Source organism: Streptomyces endocoffeicus (assembly GCF_016741935.1).
Taxonomy (GTDB): Bacteria; Actinomycetota; Actinomycetes; order Streptomycetales; family Streptomycetaceae; genus Streptomyces; species Streptomyces endocoffeicus.
Window position 1 is genome coordinate 1 of the sequence record NZ_JAERRG010000053.1, and the last position, 22,878, is coordinate 22,878.

Consider the following 22,878-nt stretch of genomic DNA (forward strand, 5'->3'; position numbering starts at 1 on the left):
TGAGCTCCTGCCGTGACGCCGGTCGGCGGCCACGGTCGCGGTCACGGTGCGGGCGGAGTCGCCCGTACCAGGCCCGTCTGGTAGGCGATGACCACCAGTTGGGCGCGGTCGCGGGCGCCCAGCTTCGTCATCGCGCGGTGGATGTGGGTACGCACGGTCAGCGGGCTGAGCGTGAGAACCTCGGCGATCTCGGTGTTGGACCGGCCCTCGGCGGCCAGGCCCATCACCTCGCGCTCGCGGACGGTGAGCTCCGACAGGCGCTGCGGGGGCGCGAGGTGGGCGTCGGGGGCCGGGGACATGAGGAAGTTCGTGATGAGGGTGCGGGTCGCGGCGGGTGACAGCAGCGCCTCGCCGGAGGCCACCGTGCGCAGACCGGCCAGCAGGGTGTCGGCGGTGACGTCCTTACCGAGGAAGCCACTGGCGCCGGCGCGCAGCGCCTGGGCGACGTAGTCCTCGGTCTCGAACGTCGTCAGGATGAGGACGCGGGTGGCGGCCAGCTCCGGGGCGGCGCAGATCGCGGAGGTGGCGGCGAGACCGTCCGTACCCGGCATCCGGATGTCCATGAGGACGATGTCGGGTTGGTGGGCGCGGGTCAGCTCCAGCGCCTCCGCACCGTCCGATGCCTCACCGACCACCGTCATGTCCTCGCAGGAGTCGATCAGGATCCGGAAGGTGGCCCGCAGCAAGGTCTGGTCGTCGGCGAGCAGCACCCTGATGGTCATGACTCTTCTCCTCCGGCTGGGGCGTCTGTGGCGCCTACGGCCGCTTCGGGTGCTTCGGGCACTTCGGCCGCTTCGGGCGCTTCCCGTACATCGGCTGCCGAGGGCTGGAGCGGCAGCGCGGTGGTGACCTCGAAGCCGCCCTCCGGACGGGGCCCCGCACAGAGTTCGCCGCCGATGGTGCGGGCGCGTTCACGCATGCCCATGACGCCGAAGCCCCGGCCCGGCACGGCCTTGGCGGAATCGGCGGAATCGGTGGTGCCGGTGGTGTCGGCGGCGTCCGGGCCGTCGTTGCTGACCGTGATCAGCAGGCGTGATCCGGAGTAGGCCAGACGTACCTGTGCGGAGTCCACGTCGGCGTGCTTGGAGACGTTGGTGAGCGCCTCCTGCACGATCCGGAACGCGGTCAGGTCCACCCCGGGGGAGAGCGGGCGGGGCTCCCCTGTCGTGCTGACCGTGACGGCGAGCCCCGCGGACGCGCACGCCGAGACCAGTTCGGGCAGTCGGGCGAGGCCTGGAGACGGCTCCAGCGACGCGGAGGCCGGGTCGTCGGTCTGGCGCAGGAGTCCCAGCGTGGCCTTCAGCTCGCGCAGCGCGGAGGACGTGGTGCCGGTCAGATCGGTGAGGATCTGCTTTGTCTGCTGCGGACTGGTGAGCGCGAGGTGGGCGGCCGTACCGGCCTGCGCGTTGGCCAGAGCCATGTGGTGGGCCACGACATCGTGCAGCTCGCGGGCGATGCGCATGCGCTCCTCGGTGACGCGCAGCCGTGCCTCCTCCTCCCGGGTGCGCTCGGCGTGTTCGGCACGGGCCTGCACCGATGCCAGGTAGGCGCGGCGCAGCCGGGTCATGTTGCCGGCGGCGAGCGGCAGCAGCAGCCAGAAGAAGGGGCCGATCGTCCGCAGCACCAGGGACAGACTGTCCATGGAGTCGGAGACCGCTGACGCGACCATCAGCGCCGCCATGACGGCGACACCGAAGACGCGTGTGGTCTTGCGGTCGGTGAGCGTGGCCAGCCAGTAGAGCGCCGCCATGACGGGTCCCAGCAGCAGCGGGGTCAGCAGATACCCCAGCGAGATCGCGATCACGGTGCAGACCGCGGTCACGACGACCGCGGTGCGCGGATGGCTGCGGTACTTCAGCAGGGCGAGGCAGGACACACCCATGAGGGCGGTGGCGGTCCTGTCCTGGTCGGGTGGCTCGGCGCCGGGCATGGTGAGGTTGCTGCCGAGGGCCGCACAGCCCATCAGCGACAGGACCAGCACCACGTCGATGACGTGGGGGTAGCGGTCGGAGTACTGCTCGAAACGGTCCGTGTAACGCTCAAGGCTGGTGCTCATCGGCTGGGCTCTCCGCTCGGTGCTGTGGGCCATCGTGACCGATTCGGCGCCCTGTGGGCCACCGTGCCGGATTCGGTGCCCCGTGGGCCACCATGACGGATTCGGTACTCCGTAAGCCACCGTGACCGTTTCGGTGCTCCGTGGGCCACCGTGACCGTTCCCCGCGCGGACGGCCGCCGGGGCCGCCCATGTCGTATGCCACGGGCGGCCCCGGTGGGGGCGGGTCGGGCCGTCGATCAGCTGCGGGCCACTTCCAGGCCGGTCGTCCCGGCCGGTTCCGGGTCGGATCCCGGTCCCGACCCGGGTCCCGGTCCCGGTCCCGAATCCGGTCCCGATTCGGGCCGGCGGCCGAGCGCCTCGCCCTCCACGTCGACCTTGGGCAGCAGCCGGTCCAGCCACTTCGGCAGCCACCAGGCCCTGTCGCCGAGCAGGGCGAGCACGGCGGGCACGATCGCCATCCGTACGACGAAGGCGTCGAACAGGACGGCGGAGGCGAGCCCGAACCCGATCATCTTGACCATGGAGTCGCTCTCGCCGACGAACCCGGCGAACACCGCGATCATGATCAGCGCGGCGGCCACCACCACACGCGCGCTGTGCCGGAAGCCGGATGTGATCGCCTGGCCGGGCCGCTCGCCGTGGACGTACGCCTCCCGCATCCGTGAGACGAGGAACACCTCGTAGTCCATGGCCAGGCCGAAGATGATGCCCACCAGGAAGATCGGCATCAGGCTCATGATCGGGCCGGTCTGCTCCACGCCCAGGAGTCCGGCGCCGTGGCCCTGCTGGAAGACGAGGACGACCACGCCGAGGGAGGCCAGCACCGACAGCAGGAAGCCGAGGGCCGCCTTCAGCGGGACGAACAGGGACCGGAAGACCACCAGCAGAAGCACGATCGCGAGGCCCACCACGACGACCAGGTAGGGGATCAGCGCGGACTGCACCTTGTCCGAGATGTCGATGTTCAGCGCGGTACTGCCGGTGACCTCGAAGGTCGCCCCGGTCTCGGACTCGACCCCGGGCCGCTCGCCCCGAATGGTCGTGACCAGGTCCTTGGTCCTTTCGTCGGTCGGCGCCGTGGACGGTACGACCTGGAAGACGGCCGTGTCACCGGCCGCGTTGAAACGGGCCGGGGAGACGGAGACGACACCCTCGGTGCCGCCGATCTCCTTCGCGACCGTGTCGGCGGCGCCCTTCGGGTCGGTGCCCCCCTTCGCGTCCACGACGACGGTCAGTGGCCCGTTGAAGCCCGGCCCGAAGCCCTCGGCGAGCGCGTCGTAGGCCCTGCGTTCGGTGGTGGAGGTCGACTTGGCCTCGTCCCCGGGCATGCCGAGCTGCAGGTCCGTCATCGGCACCGCGAGGGCCCCGAGGCCCACCACGCCGAGCAGCAGCACGGGCAGCGGACGCCGCAGCACGAACCGCGCCCACCGGGTGCCGCCGTTGTTCTCGCTGTTCTCCTCGATACGGCCGCTCTTGCGGGCGCGCCGCCGGAGCACGGCGTTCGGCCAGAAGCCGAGGAACGCCGGGACCAGCGTCAGCGCGACCAGTACGGCGACGACGACCGCGCCCGCCGCGGCCAGGCCCATCTTGGTGAGCATCGGGATGCCGACCACCGCGAGTCCGGCCAGCGCGATGACGACCGTAAGGCCGGCGAACACGACCGCGGAACCGGCCGTGCCGACCGCCAGACCGACCGCCTCTCGCGGCACCCGGCCCTTGGCCCGCTCCTCGCGGTAGCGGGAGACGACGAACAGGGCGTAGTCGATGCCGACGGCGAGACCCAGCATCATCGCCAGGGTGCCGGTCGTCGTGGACAGTCCCAGCGCCTCGGACAGGGTCAGGATGGTGGCCATGCTCACGCCGACACCGATGATGGCGGTCAGCAGCGGCAGTCCGGCGGCGGCCAGCGAACCGAAGGTGACCAGCAGCACGACGGCGGCTATCGCGACACCGATCACCTCGGCCGCACCGCCGGGCCCGCCACCGCCGTCCATCGCGCTTCCACCGGCCTCGACGGTCAGCCCGGAGCCCTGGGCCGTGTGGATGGCCCGCTCCAGCTGGTTCTTGCTGGCGTCGGTGAGGTCGTTGGCGCCGACCTTGTAGGTGACCGTCGCGTACGCCGTCGTGCCGTCCTTGCTGACGGCCTTCGCCTGGAACGGATCGACGGCGCTCGCGACCTGGGCCCCGTCGCCCAGATTGGCCACGGTCTCCTCGACGGCCCGCCGGTTCTCGGTGGCGGTGACCTTCTCGCCGCTCGGCGCGACGAAGACGACCCGGGCGGTCGCGCCGTCGGCGGAGGCTCCGGGGAAGCGCTGCTCCATCAGGTCGAACGCCTTCTGGGACTCGATGCCCGGCATCGAGAACTCCTCGTCGGAAGCGCCCGAAGCCTTGAGCGCGCCCAGCCCGACGGCGGCCAGGACGGCCGCCCAGACCAGGGCGACGTACCAGCGCCGCCGGAAGGCCAGACGGCCCACTTGGTAAAGGAATGTAGCCACGACAGGAGGTCTCCGCATCTGGTGCCGACTGTCCGCCCAGACTCTCCGGGAGCGGGCCGCCCTGTCGTCGTGCGCCTGCCGACATTTCGCGCTACTGAGAACGCAGTACACACCGGCCCATCGGGTCCGCCGCTGGTACGACGTACCCGCCCGGGACCTCGCTGAATTCCGTTTCCCGCGGCCCCTCCAGGGGAATGAGCAACGGCCGCGCCGCCGAGAACCGATACGGCATTTCCAGCGTGCGTGATTTCCAACGTTTTCCAACGTGGGTGATTTCCAGCGTGCGTGATCGCGCACGCCCGCACGTCCGCACGCCCGCACGCCCGCACACCCGGCGGGCGAAGGGCCCACCGGGCGCGGGAGCGCGGAGTTCCGTGGCTTACGGGTGGTACTTTTCCTCGACCGTCTCGGCAGCGCCGGACTTGGCGTTCATGGTGACGCGGACGGTCACGCTGTTGGTCTTCGCGGCCTTCTCCAGCTCCTCCACGGTGCACTTGGAGGTGCCGTAACCGTCGTCGCCGATGGACACGGTGCCGCCGTCGTCGGAGCAGATCGCGGCCGCGCCGAGGATCTGTGTGGCGTTGGAGATCAGGAACGCCTGCTCCATGCCGCCGCTCTCGGGCTTGATGGTCATCTTGCCGGGCGCGAGGTACTTCAGCGTGCCGACGTACATGCGGTGGTTCCCCGCGTTGGCGACGCCGCCCCCGGGGGAGGCGGACCCACCACCGTTGCCGCCACCCTTACCGCCACCGTTGCCGTTGCCGTCGCCCTTGCCGCCGCCCTGGCCCTGCGAACCGGAGTTGTCCGAGGAGGAGCCGCTGGTGGGCTGCGCCGAGGCCGAGGAGCCGGAGGAGTCGGCCTTGGAGTCGTCCGGCCCACAGGCCGTGGCCCCCAGGCTCAGCGCCGCGGCCGCGACAAGGGCGGCGGCGATACGGCGGCCGGCGCGGCCGCGGAAGCGGTTGGTGGTGGTGGCGGTGTTCATCGTGACCTCGCGTTGCTGTGTGCTGTCGTCTCGCTCCCGGACGACAATCAGCTTCGAAGATCGCGTTGGCGTTCCGCTAACGGACAACTAATACGGTTCGGCGGCAGCGCGACCCGTGGCCCCAAGGCCGGGTCCCGCCGAACCGGGGTCTCACACCGCGGCTGTCTTCGGGTAGTGCGGACGCAGGCTGGACATGAGGATGCGGTCGAGCAGCCGGTCGGGCAGCACCCGCGACAGGCGGGTGATCAGGGCCGCGTCACGGCCGACGGTGTAGCGGGTGCGAGGCCTCCCGGCGGTCACGGCCTTCGCGATCACCCGGGCCGCGTCGTCGGCGGGCCTGCCACGTTGTATGTGGGTGGCGGAATGCGTGTTGGCCGCCTGGATCAGCCGTCCGTAGCGGTCCCGCTGCTCCGGCGGCATGGCGGCGGCCAGCCGGTTCGCGGTGGCGACGACCCGGTCCGACATCTCCGTACGGACCGCGCCGGGCTGGACGACCACCACCCGCACGCCCAGCGGCGCCAGTTCCCGGCGCAGCGAGTCGCTGACCGCCTCGAGGGCGAACTTCGTGCCCGCGTAGGGGCCGTACGTGGCCATGGCGACCCGCCCGCCGACCGAGCTGATGTTGACCACCCGGCCCGAGTGGCGCAGCAGCGCGGGCAGCAGCGCCTGGGTGACGGCGATATGGCCGAAGAGGTTGACCTCGAACTGCCGGCGCCACTCGCTCAACGGCAGCGCCTCGACAGGGGCGTTGATCTGGATGGCGGCATTGTTCACCAGCGCCCGCAGCGCACCCGCCCGCGAGTCATCGTCGAGGCGCGAGGCCAGCCGCGCGATGTGGTCCGGCTGGGTGATGTCGAGGATGACCGGCTCGATGCCGTCCGCGCGCAGCGCGTCGGCGTCACTGTCGCGGCGGACTCCGGCGATGACGTGGAACCCACGGCGGGCCAGTTCGCGTGCGGACGCCGCGCCGATCCCGGTCGAGGCTCCCGTCACGACGACGCGTTCCCGAGGCTCCCGGGGCTCCCGAGGTTCCCGACCTTCAGATGACATTGTCACCTGAACGACGGTAGCCACGTCAGGTGACACTGTCAACAGTAAGATGGTCGGCATGATCTGTCGCGTGGAATCAGCAGCCGCGACCCGCCGCGCTCTGCTGGACGCGGCCGCTGAGCTGCTGGACATCGGTGGTCCGGACGCCGTGACGCTGCGCGCGGTCGGGGCGCGCGCGGGGGTCAGCCGCGGAGCGCCGTACCGGCACTTCGCCAACAAGGACAGCCTGCTGACCGCCGTCGCCGCCGAGGCATGGGACCGGCTCGGGGATCAGCTGCGGATCCTGCGCGCCGACCCCCAGTTGCCCCCGGCCGAGAAGCTGCGCCACGCGCTCGCCGCGCTGATGACGGTCGGCCGTCGTCAGCCGCACCTGTACCGCATGATGTTCAGCTCACCGGCCGGCGACCCGGCCGCGATCCACGCGGCGGAACGCACCCAGGACGAGTTCCTCGCCATCGTCGGTGACCTGGTCGGCGAAAAGCACGCCCGGCGATTCGCGGCGCTGCTGCTGACCAGCACGCACGGCATGACGGGCATGGAGGCCAGCGGGCACCTCCCCGCGGAGAAGTGGCACGTTTCGGCCGAGGAACTCGTCTCGACCCTGGTGTCCATGATCGGCAATCAGACCCGAAGCGAATAGCGGCGCATGAGAGCCGCCGGCTGACCGAAGGCGGCCAAGGGTCGGCCGAATTGTCTGTGGCGCGACGGAACTTAATGAGCTGAGCGTTGAGGCATCCCCCCCATTGTGCGAAGCGACATTTTATGGCCCCTTCCAGAGGCCGATACGGTCGGATTCATGGAGTGGAATTTTCTGACAGCCGAAAAACTCGCGGCCGCCTTGCGTGCCGGTGAAGTGACCTCGGCGGAACTGACCGACGAGGCGATCGCCCGTATTGAGCGGGACGACAAGGCGATCAACGCGATCTGTGTACCGGACTTCGACCGTGCGCGGGCCGCCGCGCGCGATGCCGACCAGGCGCGCGCCCGCGGTGAGGACCGGCCGCTGCTCGGCATTCCGGTGACGGTCAAGGAGTCCTACAACATCGCCGGGCTGCCCACGACCTGGGGCATGCCGCCACACCGGAACTACCTGCCGGCCGAGGACGCGGTGCAGGTCTCGCGCCTCAGGGCCGCGGGCGCGGTGGTGCTCGGTAAGACCAACGTGCCCATGGGGCTGCAAGACATACAGAGCTTCAACGAGATCCACGGCACCACCAACAACCCGTGGGATCACGGTCGTACGCCGGGTGGATCCTCCGGCGGATCAGCGGCGGCCCTGGCGTCCGGCTTCGGCGCGCTGTCCATCGGCTCCGACATCGCCGGTTCATTGCGCACCCCCGCGCATTTCTGCGGCATCTACGCACACAAGCCGACACTCGGGCTGGTGGCGAACCGCGGCATGGTCCCGCCGACCGCACCGGCCTTGCCGACCGAACTCGACCTCGCCGTCGTCGGCCCGATGGCGCGCACCGCCCGCGACCTCACGCTCCTGCTCGACGTCATGGCCGGACCTGACCCGCTGACCCTCGGCGTGGCGCACGACGTGACGCTGCCGCCCGCACGCCACGAGCGACTCCGCGACTTCCGGGTCCTGGTCCTCGACGATCACCCGCTCATCCCGACCGGCTCCGCTGTGCGGGCGGGCGTACACCGCGTGGCCGACGCGCTCGCCGACGGCGGCGCCCGCGTCGAACGCCACAGCCCGCTCCTGCCGGACCTGAGCGAAGCCGCGGTGCTCTACACGCAGTTGCTGTTTTCGGGCTTCAGCGGGAGTTTTCCCCTCGAAGCGTACGAGCGGCTGCGGACCCTCGCCGCCGGACTGGGCGCGGACGACCGGAGTCTCGACGCCGCGCTGCTGCGCGGCATGGCGTTCAGCCACCGCGACTGGATCGAGGCGGACAGCCGTCGCCAGCTCCACCGCCACGGCTGGCGGCGGCTCTTCGCCGAGTTCGACGCCGTGGTGTGTCCCATCACGCCCACTCCCGCGTTCCCGCACGACCACAACCCCGATCTGAGGGAACGCCGGATCGACATCGACGGCGTCGAGTACCCGTACCTCGACCAGCTCGTCTGGGCCGGCCTGGCCACCATGCCCGGCCTGCCCGCCACCGCCGTACCAGCGGGCCGGTCCCCCGCGGGCCTGCCGGTGGGAGTGCAGCTCATCGGCCCGATGTACGAGGACCGCACCCCGCTGCGACTGGCCGAACTGCTCGAGCAGAAGATCGGCGGCTTCCAGGCACCGAAGTAGAGCCGACCATGCCCAACCGTAGGCGGCCGGCGGCCGGTGGGGCAGTTGTCCGGTCCGACCGGGTGACGCCGCGCGCGAACGGGTGATTCAGGTGCTTTTCCTGTTTCCAGATGGAAAGGAAAAGGTGGCATTCATGCGCGAAGAGAACGCATGAACACCTGGGAGGAAATATGCCGATACAAGCGAGCGCGCTCGTGCGCGGCAGCTCGGTGCTGGTAACCGCCGCGGCGACCGTCGCCATGCTGGCTACCCCTGCCGAAACCACCGAAGCCGAAGCCCACGGCGGGCGGCCGAGCAACGGGCAGAGCGACGGGCGGGCGGCCGAGACCAGGCAGATCGCGTCCTCGGTCCTGGACGCGGACCAGAACGTCAAGTTCACCCTGACCGCGATCCGGTCCACCGTCGACCCGCTGAGGGCCTCCGTCCGCCTGAAGGCATTCGTCCGGCAGCACGGCCGGCTCCTGCTGTCGGATGAGGTACGGGTCGGTGAGGTGGACAGCTGGTTCTGGTTCCCGGTCACCGGCCGGGGCGCGATCTGCGAGTTCTCGACGGCGAGCACCAACCCCGCGCCCGTCACCACGAGCCTGCTGATCACCCCGGCGATCGGCTGCTCGCCACCCCAAAGCTTCGAGCTGCGGAACGGGAAGTTCAAGGCTGACGGCCACAGCACGCGGACCCCGCACGGCGGAGTGAGCACTGGCGGCGGCGGCATGGCCGAACGGACCGCCATCCGGGAAACGCCGACCGGCACGTAGGCCGTCACCCCCGTCGCCCCGTCACCCCCCGTCACCCCCCGTCACCCCGCGCGGCCTGCCGGTCGCCTTCGTAGTGACCGGAGCCAAGCCCGTTGAACCGAGGCATCCCATCGCATACGCCAGAGGCCCCTTCCGCTGACCGGAAGGGGCCTCTGAGCTGACGCGCGCTCGACAGGATCCGAACCCGCGACCTGTGCCGTCGTTGCCGTCATTGCCGTCGTTGCCGTCAATCTTCCCCCGCCATCTTTAGCAAGAGACAGGGTCCAGGGGTACCGCGCTGCCTAGTCTTCATGGTCATGCCCGACGAACCGTTTCTCGCCGCGACCAAAGCCTCTTATGACGTCATGGCCGCGGAGTACGCCGACATGGTGAGTTCCGACTTGGACGCCAAGCCTCTCGACCGGGCGTTGCTCGCCGCCTTCACGGAGTTGGTAAAGGCAGGCGGAAACGGTCCCGTTGCCGATGTAGGTTGTGGCCCCGGCCAGGCAACGGCGGTACTACGCCGACTGGGCGTGGATGCGTTCGGCATCGACCTTTCGCCCGGGATGATCGACCTGGCCCGCCGCACCTACCCGGATCTGCGGTTTGAGGTGGGATCGATGCTGGCCCTGGGCCTGCCGGAGGGCTCCATGGGCGGTTTGCTCGCCTACTACTCGATCATCCACGTCCCATGGGAGCGGCGGTCGGAAGTGTTCTCCGAGTTTCACCGGGTGCTCGCACCGGGTGGGCAGGTGATGCTTGTCTTCCAGGTCGGCGATGACCGGGGTCATCGCTCCGAGGCATTCGGCAAAGCCATCTGCCTCGACTGGTACCGGCAGCAACCGGACGAAATCGCCAACCTGCTGCGTCGCGCTGGATTCGAGGTCTGGGCCACAGTCACGCGGCAGCCCGACGCTGCCGAGAAGACACCGCAAGGCTACGTCTTGGCACGCAAGCCCCTATCCGAGCCAGTGGAGCTTGACGAAGCGAGAGGGCTTGCGGACGAAGGGCTATACGTACGCTTCCAAAGCACAGTCCGAAACGAGCGCGGATACTTCACCGGCGTGTTCGGACTGGTCAATGGACTGGCACGGAACGGGAAGCTGACCGCTGAGCAGGAGCGCCTCAGACGGGCCCACAATGACTGGTACAACGCGGCCTATCCTGACCCCTCCTCTGCCGATCCGACGGTCTACGACCGCGAGCTTCACCCCGGGGCGGCGGCCTGGTTCAAGTCCACGTCGCGGGACCTGATCAAGCGAGTAGACGGCTACTTGGAGATCCTTGCCGCTCACGAGATCGGGTGGCGCATGATGCGATCGTCGGATCCAGGGAGGATCGTCTACGAGGACGAATACCAAATCGTCGTCGTTCCACATGAGGCCGGACCGGGCCCGTCGGCCATACGCGACAGGGATGGGTAGCGAGAGCAATCGCCCCGAGAGCTGATGCCGGCGCATACGCCAGAGGTCCCTTCCGCTGACCGGAAGGGACCTCTGAGCTGCTGCGCGCTCGGCAGGACTGGGCAAGGTCTGTTCGAAGACGGACCCTGGCGTAAGGATCTTTATTGCCCACCCGGTCGGCCGTGTGCCATTGAGATCTGCCTCGTGTCTCGTGTGCCACGCTGGCCCTCGTCTCCAGCATCTTGCCCGCCGACGCAGTCACAGCTGCCGTGGACAGCGGCTCGGCGGCAGTCGACATCCTTCCGCCGAGAGGGACACATCCATGGCGAGCTCGATCAACCGGCGGGACTTCCTCGGTGCCGCCACCGGCGCGGCCCTCGTACCGCCCTGCCTCATGAGCCGGTTCTGGCTGCCACCGCGGTCGGTGCCGTCCGGAGGCGGCCAACCTTCCGACGGGTGCGACCAGCGTGTGGAGTACTTGCCGGTGACCCTGGACGAGGTTCCCTTTCCCAGGGACATCGCGTTCACCGTGCGCTACCCGAGCAGCCGACCGATCACCCTGCGCGCCCACTACTGGTACCCGGCGGACGCTCTGCGAAGCGGCCGGGCATGCCCGGCCATCGTCGAGTTCAACCCGTATCGACGGCGGGACGGGACGCTGTACGCCGACAGCATGATGTATCCCTGGTTCGCCCGGAATGGCTATCTCTGCTTCCGTGTCGACCTGCAGGGCAGCGGCGACTCGGAGGGAACCCTCACCGACGAGTACTCCGAGGAGGAACTCTCGTACTGCGTCCAGGTCATCGAGCAGATCGCCCGACTCCCCTTCTGTGACGGCAACGTAGGCATGATGGGCAAGTCCTGGAGTGCCATCAACTCCTTGATGGTCGCCGCCCGCGAGGACTGCCCCTCCGCGCTCAAAGCGATCGTCGTGTGCTGCGGCACCGACGACCGCTACAACGACGACGTCCACTACATGGGCGGAGCCATGATGCAGGACAACGTCGGCTGGCCATCGAGTATCTGGGGCTGGCTCCCGGCCCCGCCCGATCCGCGGACCGTCGGCCGGCAGTGGAAGGAGATTTGGCGGGAGCGCATCCGCGACATGAGCTTCTGGTTCGAGCAGTGGGGCAGCCACCAGACGCGCGACTCCTACTGGAGCGCGACCAGTGTGCGCGACCACTACGACAGGGTCCGCGTCCCGGTCTTCATCCTCTCCGGCTGGCAGGACGGCTACAAGAATCCCGTAGAGCGCGCGGTACGGGCTCTCGGCGAACTCGGTCGTCCCGTGAGCGGGCTGTTGGGCCCCTGGGGGCACAAGTACCCCTTCAACGGCTACCCGGGCCCCCGCATCGACTGGCTCCGCTACGTCGTCACACATTGGTGGGACCGCTGGCTCAAGGGCGAACACCCCGATCCGGACACCAGCTGGCCGCAGCTCACAGTGTGGCTCGGCGAATCCCGCGAGCCGGATCGGCTGCCCGACTATACGGAGAAGGGAAAGTGGGTAGCCGAGGACCACTGCTGGGCCGATCGCGTACGGGAACAGGCGTTCTTCCTCACGACGAACCAGCTCATGTCACCGCACCCCGCCTCCGTCAGCCATGCCTACATCAGCGCTTCGGATCTCACGCTGGGGACCACGCTCCTGGAAACCAGTTCCTTCGGCGAGTGCTCCAACGACGACCTGCCCGGCGACCAGAACCGGGACGACCACCGCTCGATTTTCTTCGACAGCGCGCCGCTCGACCGCGATCTGGAGTGCTTCGGCTATCCGCTGACAAGGCTCAACCTGGAGTGCGACAGACCGCTTGCGTCCGTCGCCATCCGCCTCTCGGAGATCAGCCCCCAAACCGGGGCGTCCCATCTGGTGACGTACAGGTTCTTCAACCTCTGCTACAACGACAACGACATGGCCCACCCCAGACCCGTCCCCTCGGGAGTCTTCTCGGTGGAAGTCCCCCTCAACATCATGGGCCATGTCTTCAAACGCGGCTGGAAAATCCGGTTGTCGGTCTCGCCCTCCTTCTTCCCCACCATGTGGCAGAGCCCCGAGATTCCGACGGTCAAGCTGCACACCGGGCCTGTGGACGATCTGCCGCCGAGCGCACTCGTCCTCCCCGTCCGCGCGCCGCGACCGCAGGACGCCCGTATTCAGGCATTGCTTGTGGGATCCCAGACCGCCTATGTGAACCCCGAGCTGTACGTGCCCACGCTGAAGACGATTCGGGAGGCATCGGACCAGCGGTCCGTGGAGCGGGTGGTCGTCCAAGGAAAGCCCGGAGTCCTCGTGCACAAGGTCTTCGACAGCGGGAGCGCGGTGTACGGCGGGGTGCTGGACGACCTGTTGGTCGACCAGACCGCCGAGGAGAATTTCCAGATCCTCGATTGCGATCCCCTGTCGGCCACCGGCTTCACCCGGTCCACCACCCAGCTGCAACGCGCCGACTGGAAAGTCCGAGTGGTCACCCACACCCGTGTGCACAGCGAGAAAACCGCGTCGGGCCGGTTCGTCTTTCGCTACGAAGCCGATCTGCACACCTTCATCGCGGACGAGCCCTTCGAGGAAAAACACATTCGAGGAACGATCCCACGTCGCTGGGTGTGAGCGGCCCCCGAGCCGACGAGCGCCGTCCGCCACCGCCGGCGCGATGGGACCGTGGCCGGCGTTCCCCTGCTCCCTGCGGCCATCGGCGCTGGGTGGACCGGTGATCCCACAGCCCCCGGCCCCACCGACCAGAGGCCCCTTCCGATCAATCGGAAGGGGCCTCTGGTCTGCTGCGCGCTCGGCAGGATTCGAACCTGCAACCTCTTGATCCGTAGTCAAGTGCTCTATCCGTTAAGCTACGAGCGCTTGGCTTCCCGGCGGTTTTTCTTGCCGGTCGGCGTTGCGGGGACAACATTACATGACCTGTGCCGTCAGGCGAAATCCGTTTCGCCCACCCACGCCGACCTGCGAAAACTCCATTTTCGAGGGGTCGCGGAGTTGCCCTCGCGAGGCCTCTGGGAGCTCGCCTTCGCGTCGCGAGGTGCTTGAGGAGCATGGGTGAATACTACGGAAGGTCACCGGAAAGTCACTGCGCGCTGCCCTCGCTAACGGCACGGTTGCGTGATCGTTCGGGGCGGGCCTGGAAACGACGCAGGGGGCCCGCGCCATAGGCGCGGGCCCCCTGTCGGAGAGCGGAGGCTGAGGGATTTGAACCCTCGATGGGCTTTAGGGCCCAAACCGCATTAGCAGTGTGATCGGCCCGGTAGGACGGCGGCGACTCCCGACCCCTGGCAGCGCTCCCTCGCAGGTCAGCGCGACCATGCCATCCGGCCTGGACAGTCGCCGTCCGACCGCGACCGGCCCTCTTGGTGCCATCCGTGTGCCATCACTCTGCCAGCGTCTCGACGTCTCCAACAGCAATGATCGCCACTCGCTGTGCCGCTGTCGCAACCATCTGATCAAGCCGCTGCGCTGCTCGCTCTCTCCGCAGCGGCGCAGCGGTCATTCTCGGTCCCCCGCCGTCGTCACCCATCGGAGCGTCCTGTGCGCGCCGTACCACCGCTCCGGTGCTCAGCGTCGTCAGAGCCTTCACCATGGCTCGCAAGCGTTCACCGCTTCCGATCCTCGCGCTACTCCGGCTCTCCCTCGGGATGCGCTTCAAGCTTCCCGTGTTCATCAAGGTGCCAGCGCACGCCAGCGTCGTCGGTAAACCATGCGGACGGACGGTGGTCATCGACGCCTGCTGCATTCCAGCCGGGCGAGATGAATGTGAACAAGCGGTCAGGCCCGACCAACCGGGCCGGAAAGCCTTGGCTGGTCCCGTCCGCACCAATCACCTCTGCCGCCCGGTGCCGACCTCCAGCGCTCCCCAGAAAGCGGACCGCAACGTTGTGAAGGGGAGCGTCGCTCGTGTTCGTGATCCGCACCACCCAGTGGTCGTATCCACTCAATGCAGTAGCGACAGGATCGGTGCCGTTAGGACCCACACGATCGCAGGCCATCCTCACCCGTCGAGCCTGCGCCACCCTCCGATCGTCAGCTACCGCGCGCAGCTCCGCCCGCTCCAGTTCCATGGTCGCGGACTGCTCAGCGATGAACTCCCGCTGCTCCCGAATCTGCTGGCGCTGACTGGTCAACGTCCAGACCGCTGCTGTAGCCGCAGCAGCGGCGAAGATGGCACCCAACCACGTCGGGGCATCGCCCCAGTTAATTGCTCCCACGCGCGCCAGGCTAAGAGATGCGGAACGGCCCCGGGAGCGGCCTGGACGCATCCCGGGGTCGTCTGCTAGCCCCGCGTCCCTGCCATGCACGCGCGGGCAGATCTCGCGGGACTGGATGACGGACGCGGCCCCGTGGCCCACTCCGGCCCTCAGGAGAAGAGCCAAGAGGGTCCACCAACGGCTACGCGTTCTGGAGGGGTGGGCCTACGGGTCTATGCGGTGCCGTGCCGCTCGTGCTTGGAAGTGACCATCAGCTCAGCGGTAGCACGCTCAGGGGCGCGGCCGGCTACAGGCTGGGGCGCGCATCCCCGGCAGACGTAGCGCGTCCGTCCGGGCCCGGTCAGGGTGGACTCGTGGACCGCCGAGAGTTCCTGGTCCCTGCCGCAGCAGTCGCAGCGCCCGGGCGTTCCCGAGTGCAGGGCGTCTGCATCGGGGCGGCCGGCGTTGTGGATGCGCAGCAGTTCCTGACCGGTGTCGCACAGGCGGTCGCTGGTGCGGCAGGTAGGGCAATCCATCCCGGCGGCCTCCGCAGGCGGCTATGGCAGACGGCGGCGGCTTTCACCGGGCTGATCACCTGGCTCTACCAGGACGCGGGTCAGCTCGATCAGGCATCAGCCTGGGGCACCCGCACGCTGGAGTTGGCCCACCGCGCTCACGACAAACAGCTCGTGGCCCATGCGCTGACCAACCGCGCCATGGTGGACATGGACCTCGGCGACGGCCCCACAACCGTCGAGATGGCCAGTGCGGCCCTGGCTGACGAGAAACGGCTGTGCGCCAAGGTCAAGGTCCAGGCGCTTCAGCAGGCAGCACACGGACACGCCCTGGTCGGCGACCGCAGAGCCTGCGACCAGCTACTCGACCGAGCCGGCCGACTCATTGATCGCATCGATGACGATCACCCGTGGGGCGTCGCGACCAAGACCCCGCTGTACCTGGAGATCCAGCGGGCCACCTGCTACAGCCGAATGCAGCTCGGCGCGGAAGCCGTTCGGCTATGGGAACAGGTCATGCCCTCCGCGGAGTGGCGGAACTCCGGTGTCTTCGCGGCCCGTCAGGCGTCCGCGCTGGCAGACAGCAGGCGTCCGGACGAGGCGGTCGCAGCCCTGGAGGCCGCGGTACACGTAGCGGAAGAGGTCGAGTCCGCACGGCTGCGCAGGGAATTGACGACCGCCTGGGAACGCCTGGCGCCGTGGCACCTCGCAGCGCAGGGCCAAGAGGTGCGGGCGCTCTTCGACGGCATCGGGCTGCCGACCGCTCGGTGAGGGTAGAGGCACCACATGGCAGAACGAGACCCGCTGGCAGCAGAGGAAGTCCAGGCGCATCTGGAACGCTGGGAAGGCTGGTCCGGGGACACGAGCCGGATCGGAAAGACCTACCAGCTCGATTACTACACGAGCATCAAGGTCATCAATGAGGTGGCCGAGGCCGCGCAGAAACTTCAGCACCACCCGGACATCGACATCCGGTGGGAGCGGCTGCACTTCAGCATCACGACGTACAGCGCCGGCGCGGTCATCACCCCGCTGGACTTCAAACTCGTGGCAGAGATCGAGCGCGTCGCTGCCGCGCACGGGGCGAAGACTGCCCCCTAGCGCGCGTCAGTGTTGGTCCCGCTTGACGTTGGGACCGGCTTGGTTGGCGGTGGGGGCGTTGGTGGAGCATCCCTGCGCGAGAGGGGTGGGAACCGGGTGCTCGGCGCTGCGTTGTGACGGTCGGGCGTTGGCTCGGTGGGCTCGGAAGAGCTGACTGAGCAGTCACGTGAGAGCGTCCGCGTCCCCCAGAGAACGGGGACGCGGGACGCACTCGCTTGACCACGTCCTGAGTGCGTCCGGGGCGCACTGGGACGCACTGCTCGGCCGAGGTTTTACGCAGGCCAGAGGTGGTGTGAGTACTTCCCGTGATGACCCATCAGGTCGGGACGCACTGACACCAAGATCGGGGACGCACTCCGCTCGCCTGCGACCTGCGTAAACGGTGAATGGGGGTGTCGCTGGCATCGCCGTATGGGACGCACCGGGACGCGCTCGCCTGCTCACGCCTTGGCCTGTCGCTTGTCCGGGAGGCTGTGCATCATCGCGCGTTTCGGACCGGGCTCGGCCACCACCTCGCCGCTGTCCACCAACCGGCCGAGCGCAGCCCGGGTCACGGGCGTCCGGCCGGGGACGCGGCTGGTGATGCCGTTGGTGGTCAGCGGACTGCCGGCTTTTTCGAGCACGGCGAGGATCTTGCCCTTGCGCCTCACGAACTCCACTTCGGACTTGGCGTCCTTCTCCCTCTCGGCCGCGATCTCGGCGGTGTCGTCGGTCCGCTCGATGGGCGGGTAGATGTGGGCATCGGCGAACGTCTCCCCCTCCGACTTCACCACCACGTCGGCGAACCAGTGCAGAGGATTCTTGCCGCTAGGGAGCGCGTGCTTACGGACCTGCGCGGGGCGATCCTTGGCGACCCGGAGCCGTGAACGCCCCTCAGCGTTGATGCCGAAGGGATGGACGGCCTCAAGCATGTACTGGACACCGTCCACTCCGTTGAGCTTGTGGACACCGCCGAGGGCATATCGGCCTCGGCTCTCGCTGTTCTTGACCACGTGGTCGAGGGAGACGACAGCGGCGCCGGTGTCCGCAAGCGGGCGCAGCAGCATGCGGCGGAACTTGGCGATCTCGGTGTTGTCCTTGAGTTCCAAGCCGAGCATGGACATCGCTTCGGTGACACCATCGACCACCACGAGGGTGGGCTGCACCTCAGCGACTCGGCAGACGAAAGCTCGAAGATCGCCCGGAGCAGGCGTGATGTGAGGTCGAACGTAGTGAAACCGCTCCTGGAGGTCCCGGGGCAACGCGCCGATCAGGAGCAGGCGGCCGACCACTCCGGCCTCGCTGTCCTCGAAGTCGATGTAGACGACATGGTTCCCTCGATTGATCTCGATGAGGGCGGTTATGAGAGCGACCCACGATTTCCCAGCCTCTGACTCGCCTTGAACGCCGTTGACGTGCCCGGGGTAGAAAAGGCCGTGCCCGTCGTCGCGGGCGCCTACAACGGGCGTGACGGGCTTGTGGGAGCCGTTGAGAACGGCGGACAGGTCGCTGAACTCCCAACCGGTGTCGCTGCGCTGGCGAAGGCTGCTGGCTTCCGCGGCGGTGGTGATCTGCTCGCGGAGCGCGTCGAGGATCGCATCGAGATCGCCATCCCCCGACCGTGCCAGGTGCGCCGCGCTCTCGACGGCCTCCAGCACCTTCCGCCGCGTCGCCGCCTTGCGGACGATCTCGGCGTAGTACTCGGCGTTGGCGGCGGTGGGAGTCTGGTCCACGAGGTTGTGGAGGTACGACGCTCCCCCGACTCGTGCGATCTCGCCCCGCTCGGTCAACTCCGCGGCGACCGTGATCGGGTCAATCGGCGTTCCCTGCACCGTCATGGTCGTGATCACACGGAAGATCGTCTCGTGAGCAGGTCGATAGAAGTCCGGGCCCTCGATGATCTCGATGACGGCCTTGATCGCCTGTTCCGAAAGGAGCATGCCGCCGAGGACGGCTTGTTCGGCCTCAACGTCGTGAGGAGGAACGCGGCTCAGCCCGTCACCGACGTCGGTCACCTCCGGCGCTCCAGTGCGCAGCTCCCGCATGCGCGGAGGAGCGCCCGAGCCATCTTCGCCGGCCTCGCAGATGCCGCCATGTCATGCACTCCGGGGAGCACGAGACACCGCCGTTGCTCCTGGCCTACAACCGCATTGAGACTGCGGTACTGAACTCATGACCTGCTCAGATGCATGGTGATGGCACGGTGATGGTGCATCCTGGCCCGCTCCGGGAGCCGACGCGGAAAGTGCCTCGGGCGCGTACAGGGCCCTGATCAAGTCGAGCGTGGGGATCTTGATGCACCGGCCGATGCGAAGGACTCGGGTCACGGTCCAGCCCTGGCCACGGATCGCCGTATAGATGGTCTCCGGGTCCACTCCGAGAATCGCGGCCGTCGTCGGCACATCGGTCGTCGGCCCCAACGCCTCGATCGCCGTACGGGTCCATGCGCTCATGACACCGGCCCCCGCTGCTCGCCGATGCCGAGAAACTCCAGCACCTCGGCTCGGTCGTACCGCACGAGGCGGGGGCCCACACGACGCGGGCGCGGACCAATGCCGAGGCGAGCCCAGCGCTTCACGGTGTCGAGGTGGACGCGGGCCAGTGCCGCGTACTCCTGCCGCGTGATCCCGCTGTCAGCCACTTGTTCGCTGAGATGTCTCTTACCAGCAGATTCGTTGGCCATGCGAACAAGAGTGCATAGCGGTGTTGTAGGTGTCAATCATTCCGAGTATTGTCATCTGAGCAAACGGTCATGATGACGAAAGTAGGTGCATATGGGGGAAGCAGAGTGGAGAGCACGGCTCGTTTCAGCCGTCGCTCAGCAGGTTCGGAGATACCGGCAAGAGCGAGGACTCAGCGTCCAGCGGCTCGCGGACATCTGCACCGAGGAGTACGGGCTCCCGATCAAGCGTTCCGTCCTCGCGAACTTCGAGGGTGGCCGACGTCCCGCGCTGAGCGTGGTCGAGCTGCTGGCCCTGGCTCGCATCCTCAAGGTGCCCCCGATCTTGCTCCTGTTTCCGCTCGGGCGGGAGGAAACCACCGAGGTCCTTCCGGACGAGAATGTCGGCACCTGGACAGCGTTCAAGTGGTTCGTCGGGGAGAGCCGGTTTCCCTCCGAGCGCATCCCACGCGGTGAGGTTGACGCTGCTACGGGTCTCCCCGAGTGGTACGACGACCCCGAGGAGGGATGGGAAGAATCCGCCGCGCCGGTCACCCTCTACCGCCGGCATGAGGACTTGGTCAGCGAGTGGTTCGCCACACGCAGGAAGCTGCAACTCCTCCTCAGCTCAAAGGGGGATTTCAAGGAGTTCCGCTCTGAGCCGGACCCCGAGGCGTTCGACAACCAACTGATCGAACTGACGACCTCGACGCTGCACCGAATCGAGGTGTCAGTTCAGAGCGTGCGCCGCTACATGACCGATCGCGGCATCACACCGCCGCCGTCGCCGTTCGAGGGCATCAGCCTGCGCCCCGGGCTCGGCCAGGAGGACCGCAGTGCGCTTGAAGCCTCGATTCCCATGGAGACCTTGCCTACGGACAACGACGGCCCCAGCGGGCAGCAGGAAAAGGACGAGGCTCGGGGGGACCGATGAAGCCGTACAGGGCGTGCTCGTGCCGTGATCCGCGGAGCAAGCGTCTACTCGGGAAGAAGTGCCCAGACCTCGGCAAGAAGGGCCACGGCGGGTGGTACGCCCGGTACGAGGCACCGCGGAACGCTGACGGTAAGCGCCGTCAGCCGCGTATCGGCCCGTACTCCACCGAACGCGAGTGCAAGGTCGAGTTGGCCCGCGTGCTCGGCCAGGCCGGGACCGCGACCAAGGCGCTGGACGAACGGAAGACCACCCTCGGCGAGTACCTGGAGCGTCGCCACGCCTGGCGTGAGTCCGAGGTGAAGACCGGCGCTCTGAAGAAGACCACCGTGGACAGCGACCGGGAAGCCATTGGCCTCTACCTGAAACCCGGGCTGGGGCACTTCAAGGTGGCCGATCTGAGTGATCAACCGATCCGCGATCTGTATGCCGCCATGCGGTTACTCAACCGGCCGGAGGAGAAGGAGCAGCCCTCGGAGCTGCTGCGCCGGCTTCAAGAGGCCCGGGCAACCCGGGACGGGAAGCGCATCCATTCCCGGCCGATCTCGGAGTCTCGCATCCGGCGAGTGCACGCGGTACTGACAGGCGCGTTGAACGACGCTGTGAAGGTCTCCAAGATCCGCACGGACAATCCCGCCGAGGGGGCTCTCCGCACCAAGAAGGGCGGCACCAAGCGCAAGGCCCGCATCAAACCCCTGCTGTGGACGCCCGAGCGGGTCGAGCGGTGGGAGCAGACCGGCCATGTCCCGGCCAAGGTCATGGTGTGGACCTCGGCGCAGTGCGGCGCGTTCCTCGACTTCGCCGAGGCGTCCGAGGAGCGGCTCTATCCGCTGTTCCACCTGGACGCCTACTGGGGGCCGCGCCGAGGGGAACTGGTCGGGTTGGAGACCTCAGACCTCAGCATCGAGTCACGGCGCCTCCACGTTCGCCAGTCGCAGGCGGAGGACGAGCTTGACGACACCAAGACGGAGAGCGGTGATCGCCAGATCACCCTTGATCACGAGACGGCGAAAGTTCTCAAGGCGTGGCGTAAGCGGCAGTTGGAGGAGCGGCTGCACTGGGGTGAGGCATACCAAGACTCGGGCCGCGTCTTTACGTACGAGGACGGGGCCGCGCTGAAGCCGCCGTACGTCTCGCAGCGCTTCAAGCTGCTGGTCGAGAGGTACGGGAAGCTGCGGCAGCGACACTCCGAGGGCTGGACCGTCGAGCGGATCGCACGGCAGCACCAGACAACGCTGGAGGCGGTGCACGTCGCGTTGACCATGCCGCTCCCACCGATCCGCTTCCATGATCTTCGTCACGGTGCGGCGACGATGCTGATCGCGGCGGGGGTGGACGACAAGCTCGTGAGCGAGGCCCTCGGCCACGCCTCGGTGAGCTTCACGAAGGATGTGTACGCGGTTGTAGCCGAGGAGCTGGCTGAGGACGCTGCCCGCAAGATCTCGGCGTTCATCCCCCGCCAGAAGCGCTCCGCAGCGGGTGGTGCCATCACTGCGCCATCCGGCCGTGAATCCTGACCGCGGAAACAACTCAGGGAGCCCGTGCCGTAGGCACAGACTCCCTGGTCAGAGAGCGGAGGCTGAGGGATTTGAACCCTCGATGGGCTTTAGGGCCCAAACCGCATTAGCAGTGCGGCGCCATAGACCAGACTAGGCGAAGCCTCCAACACACCGGTCGCTCGCGTGAGCGCGAGGTGGCGTGTGCAGATGATGTCACAGCCCAGTGGGATGTCACCAATCGCGGACTACGGTACTCGGCGGGCGGGGCCCATCGCAAAGCCCTAATGGGGGGTGGGGGGAGCGCGGCCCGTACGGCGGAGCGCATTCCTTACGGCCGAGGGGAGCCCCTTACGGCGAGCGCGGCCCCTTACGGCGGAGCAACGCGCGCGGCGGCGGCGCGTTAGACGGGGCGGGGGCAGCGCGCCCCCGACCGATCACACCAGGAGTGCCTCCATGCCCCTGCTGCACCGCCTCGCCGTCACCGCCGCGCTGACGACCGCCGCCGCCGCGGGCGCGCTGGCCCCCGCCGCGGCCACGCCGCTGCCGCTGCCCCTGCCGTTCGACGGGGAGAGCGCCGACCGGCTTGTGATCACCGTGAGTGAGACCGGTGAGGCCGACGACGCCTCGACCTTTCTGCTGAGCTGCCACCCGACCGGCGGTACGCACCCCCGGGCGCGGGCCGCGTGTGGGCAGCTGGACTCGCAGACCGTGTGGGGCCGGGATCCGTTCGCGCCGGTGTCGCCGGACGCGATGTGCACCGGGCAGTACGGCGGGCCGGCCACGGCTCGGGTGACGGGCCAATGGGCCGGGCGTCCCGTCAACGCCTGGTTCAACCGCACCAACGGGTGTGAAATCGCCCGATGGAATCGGTTCTCCGTGGTTTTGCGCACGCCTGGGAGCTGACCTGGGGATTGGGCCGGGAGTGAGAGGAGAAGAGCTCGGTGAAGTTTGTCCGGGCGTGCGCCGAGACGCGCACGTCGCACTGCGACCTCCCTCTCATCCACGGTCGCGTCCGGCGCTGGTGCCCGTAGACTCCCC

General features: G+C 68.2%; 18 protein-coding genes and 2 tRNA genes. 10 read left to right on the plus strand and 10 right to left on the minus strand.

What is annotated here, in order from left to right; all coding sequences use genetic code 11:
* Nucleotides 1-41 precede the first annotated feature (41 nt).
* From JK364_RS50720 to JK364_RS50740, 5 genes are all read right to left on the minus strand, one after another.
* Nucleotides 42-722 carry a response regulator transcription factor gene (locus JK364_RS50720; RefSeq protein WP_201858272.1) on the minus strand — a complete coding sequence of 227 codons (681 nt, stop codon included), beginning with the start codon at nt 720-722 and terminating at the stop codon, nt 42-44.
* On the minus strand, nt 719-2,056 hold the full coding sequence (locus tag JK364_RS50725) for a sensor histidine kinase (RefSeq protein WP_201858273.1): 1,338 nt from the start codon (nt 2,054-2,056) through the stop codon (nt 719-721). The genes JK364_RS50720 and JK364_RS50725 overlap by 4 nt, the downstream gene beginning before the upstream one ends.
* A gap of 236 nt (nt 2,057-2,292) precedes the next feature.
* A complete protein-coding gene (locus JK364_RS50730; RefSeq protein WP_201858274.1) occupies nt 2,293-4,551 on the minus strand; it encodes an MMPL family transporter in 2,259 nt (752 codons plus the stop codon).
* Nucleotides 4,552-4,930: 379 nt separating this feature from the next.
* Nucleotides 4,931-5,533 (minus strand): hypothetical protein, encoded by a 603-nt coding sequence (locus JK364_RS50735; RefSeq protein ID WP_201858275.1) that lies wholly within the window; start codon nt 5,531-5,533, stop codon nt 4,931-4,933.
* 150 nt (nt 5,534-5,683) lie between these two features.
* The gene (locus tag JK364_RS50740; RefSeq protein WP_307841672.1) at nt 5,684-6,526 is read right to left on the minus strand and encodes an SDR family oxidoreductase; all 843 of its coding nucleotides are present in this window, start codon (nt 6,524-6,526) and stop codon (nt 5,684-5,686) included.
* Nucleotides 6,527-6,653: 127 nt separating this feature from the next.
* Between JK364_RS50740 and JK364_RS50745 the strand changes: the two genes are divergently transcribed.
* The 5 genes from JK364_RS50745 to JK364_RS50765 all read left to right on the plus strand — a co-directional run bounded on the left by JK364_RS50745 (nt 6,654) and on the right by JK364_RS50765 (nt 13,576).
* A complete protein-coding gene (locus JK364_RS50745) occupies nt 6,654-7,223 on the plus strand; it encodes a TetR/AcrR family transcriptional regulator (RefSeq protein ID WP_307841673.1) in 570 nt (189 codons plus the stop codon).
* A 156-nt stretch (nt 7,224-7,379) separates the two neighbouring features.
* A complete protein-coding gene (locus tag JK364_RS50750; RefSeq protein WP_201858278.1) occupies nt 7,380-8,831 on the plus strand; it encodes an amidase in 1,452 nt (483 codons plus the stop codon).
* Between the two features lie 170 nt (nt 8,832-9,001).
* Complete coding sequence (locus JK364_RS50755) at nt 9,002-9,586, plus strand: hypothetical protein (RefSeq protein WP_201858279.1); 585 nt, start codon at nt 9,002-9,004, stop codon at nt 9,584-9,586.
* A 296-nt stretch (nt 9,587-9,882) separates the two neighbouring features.
* Nucleotides 9,883-10,989, plus strand: a complete 1,107-nt coding sequence (locus tag JK364_RS57865; RefSeq protein WP_201858280.1) for a class I SAM-dependent methyltransferase — start codon at nt 9,883-9,885, stop codon at nt 10,987-10,989.
* 301 nt (nt 10,990-11,290) lie between these two features.
* A complete protein-coding gene (locus JK364_RS50765) occupies nt 11,291-13,576 on the plus strand; it encodes a CocE/NonD family hydrolase (protein WP_201858281.1) in 2,286 nt (761 codons plus the stop codon).
* Nucleotides 13,577-13,749: 173 nt separating this feature from the next.
* Here JK364_RS50765 and JK364_RS50770 read toward each other — a convergent pair.
* Both JK364_RS50770 and JK364_RS50775 read right to left on the minus strand, forming a co-directional pair.
* Nucleotides 13,750-13,822 (minus strand) — tRNA-Arg (locus JK364_RS50770).
* A 764-nt stretch (nt 13,823-14,586) separates the two neighbouring features.
* Complete coding sequence (locus tag JK364_RS50775) at nt 14,587-15,177, minus strand: hypothetical protein (protein ID WP_201858282.1); 591 nt, start codon at nt 15,175-15,177, stop codon at nt 14,587-14,589.
* A 446-nt stretch (nt 15,178-15,623) separates the two neighbouring features.
* Between JK364_RS50775 and JK364_RS50780 the strand changes: the two genes are divergently transcribed.
* Nucleotides 15,624-16,442: an NsdA family TPR-like regulatory protein gene (locus tag JK364_RS50780; RefSeq protein ID WP_201858283.1), complete on the plus strand. Its 819-nt coding sequence runs from the start codon at nt 15,624-15,626 to the stop codon at nt 16,440-16,442.
* Between the two features lie 15 nt (nt 16,443-16,457).
* Nucleotides 16,458-16,772, plus strand: a complete 315-nt coding sequence (locus JK364_RS50785; RefSeq protein ID WP_201858284.1) for a 4a-hydroxytetrahydrobiopterin dehydratase — start codon at nt 16,458-16,460, stop codon at nt 16,770-16,772.
* 440 nt (nt 16,773-17,212) lie between these two features.
* On the opposite strand, the gene JK364_RS50790 is transcribed toward JK364_RS50785, so the two are convergent.
* Both JK364_RS50790 and JK364_RS50795 read right to left on the minus strand, forming a co-directional pair.
* Entirely contained in the window at nt 17,213-18,766 is a 1,554-nt protein-coding gene (locus tag JK364_RS50790) for a DnaB-like helicase N-terminal domain-containing protein (protein ID WP_307841674.1), read from the minus strand.
* Nucleotides 18,767-19,200: 434 nt separating this feature from the next.
* A complete protein-coding gene (locus tag JK364_RS50795; RefSeq protein WP_201858286.1) occupies nt 19,201-19,434 on the minus strand; it encodes a helix-turn-helix transcriptional regulator in 234 nt (77 codons plus the stop codon).
* Between the two features lie 91 nt (nt 19,435-19,525).
* On the opposite strand from JK364_RS50795, the gene JK364_RS50800 reads away from it, so the two are divergent.
* Together JK364_RS50800 and JK364_RS50805 are read left to right on the plus strand one after the other, a co-directional pair.
* Complete coding sequence (locus JK364_RS50800) at nt 19,526-20,344, plus strand: helix-turn-helix domain-containing protein (protein WP_201858287.1); 819 nt, start codon at nt 19,526-19,528, stop codon at nt 20,342-20,344.
* Nucleotides 20,341-21,858, plus strand: coding sequence for a tyrosine-type recombinase/integrase (locus tag JK364_RS50805; RefSeq protein WP_201858288.1), 1,518 nt, complete (start codon nt 20,341-20,343; stop codon nt 21,856-21,858). Before JK364_RS50800 ends, JK364_RS50805 begins: the two co-directional genes overlap by 4 nt.
* A gap of 56 nt (nt 21,859-21,914) precedes the next feature.
* On the opposite strand, the gene JK364_RS50810 is transcribed toward JK364_RS50805, so the two are convergent.
* A tRNA-Ser gene (locus JK364_RS50810) sits at nt 21,915-22,005 on the minus strand.
* Nucleotides 22,006-22,293: 288 nt separating this feature from the next.
* Between JK364_RS50810 and JK364_RS50815 the strand changes: the two genes are divergently transcribed.
* Nucleotides 22,294-22,743: an SSI family serine proteinase inhibitor gene (locus JK364_RS50815; protein ID WP_201858289.1), complete on the plus strand. Its 450-nt coding sequence runs from the start codon at nt 22,294-22,296 to the stop codon at nt 22,741-22,743.
* Nucleotides 22,744-22,878: the final 135 nt, after the last annotated feature.

Bases quoted from the DNA above. Each gene is read 5' to 3' on its own strand.
- JK364_RS50720 (WP_201858272.1), bottom strand. From the start codon at position 722: ATGACCATCAGGGTGCTGCTCGCCGACGACCAGACCTTGCTGCGGGCC.
- JK364_RS50725 (WP_201858273.1), bottom strand. From the start codon at position 2,056: ATGAGCACCAGCCTTGAGCGTTACACGGACCGTTTCGAGCAGTACTCC.
- JK364_RS50735 (WP_201858275.1), bottom strand. From the start codon at position 5,533: ATGAACACCGCCACCACCACCAACCGCTTCCGCGGCCGCGCCGGCCGC.
- JK364_RS50750 (WP_201858278.1), top strand. From the start codon at position 7,380: ATGGAGTGGAATTTTCTGACAGCCGAAAAACTCGCGGCCGCCTTGCGT.
- JK364_RS50755 (WP_201858279.1), top strand. From the start codon at position 9,002: ATGCCGATACAAGCGAGCGCGCTCGTGCGCGGCAGCTCGGTGCTGGTA.
- JK364_RS57865 (WP_201858280.1), top strand. From the start codon at position 9,883: ATGCCCGACGAACCGTTTCTCGCCGCGACCAAAGCCTCTTATGACGTC.
- JK364_RS50765 (WP_201858281.1), top strand. From the start codon at position 11,291: ATGGCGAGCTCGATCAACCGGCGGGACTTCCTCGGTGCCGCCACCGGC.
- JK364_RS50785 (WP_201858284.1), top strand. From the start codon at position 16,458: ATGGCAGAACGAGACCCGCTGGCAGCAGAGGAAGTCCAGGCGCATCTG.
- JK364_RS50795 (WP_201858286.1), bottom strand. From the start codon at position 19,434: ATGGCCAACGAATCTGCTGGTAAGAGACATCTCAGCGAACAAGTGGCT.
- JK364_RS50800 (WP_201858287.1), top strand. From the start codon at position 19,526: ATGGGGGAAGCAGAGTGGAGAGCACGGCTCGTTTCAGCCGTCGCTCAG.
- JK364_RS50805 (WP_201858288.1), top strand. From the start codon at position 20,341: ATGAAGCCGTACAGGGCGTGCTCGTGCCGTGATCCGCGGAGCAAGCGT.
- JK364_RS50815 (WP_201858289.1), top strand. From the start codon at position 22,294: ATGCCCCTGCTGCACCGCCTCGCCGTCACCGCCGCGCTGACGACCGCC.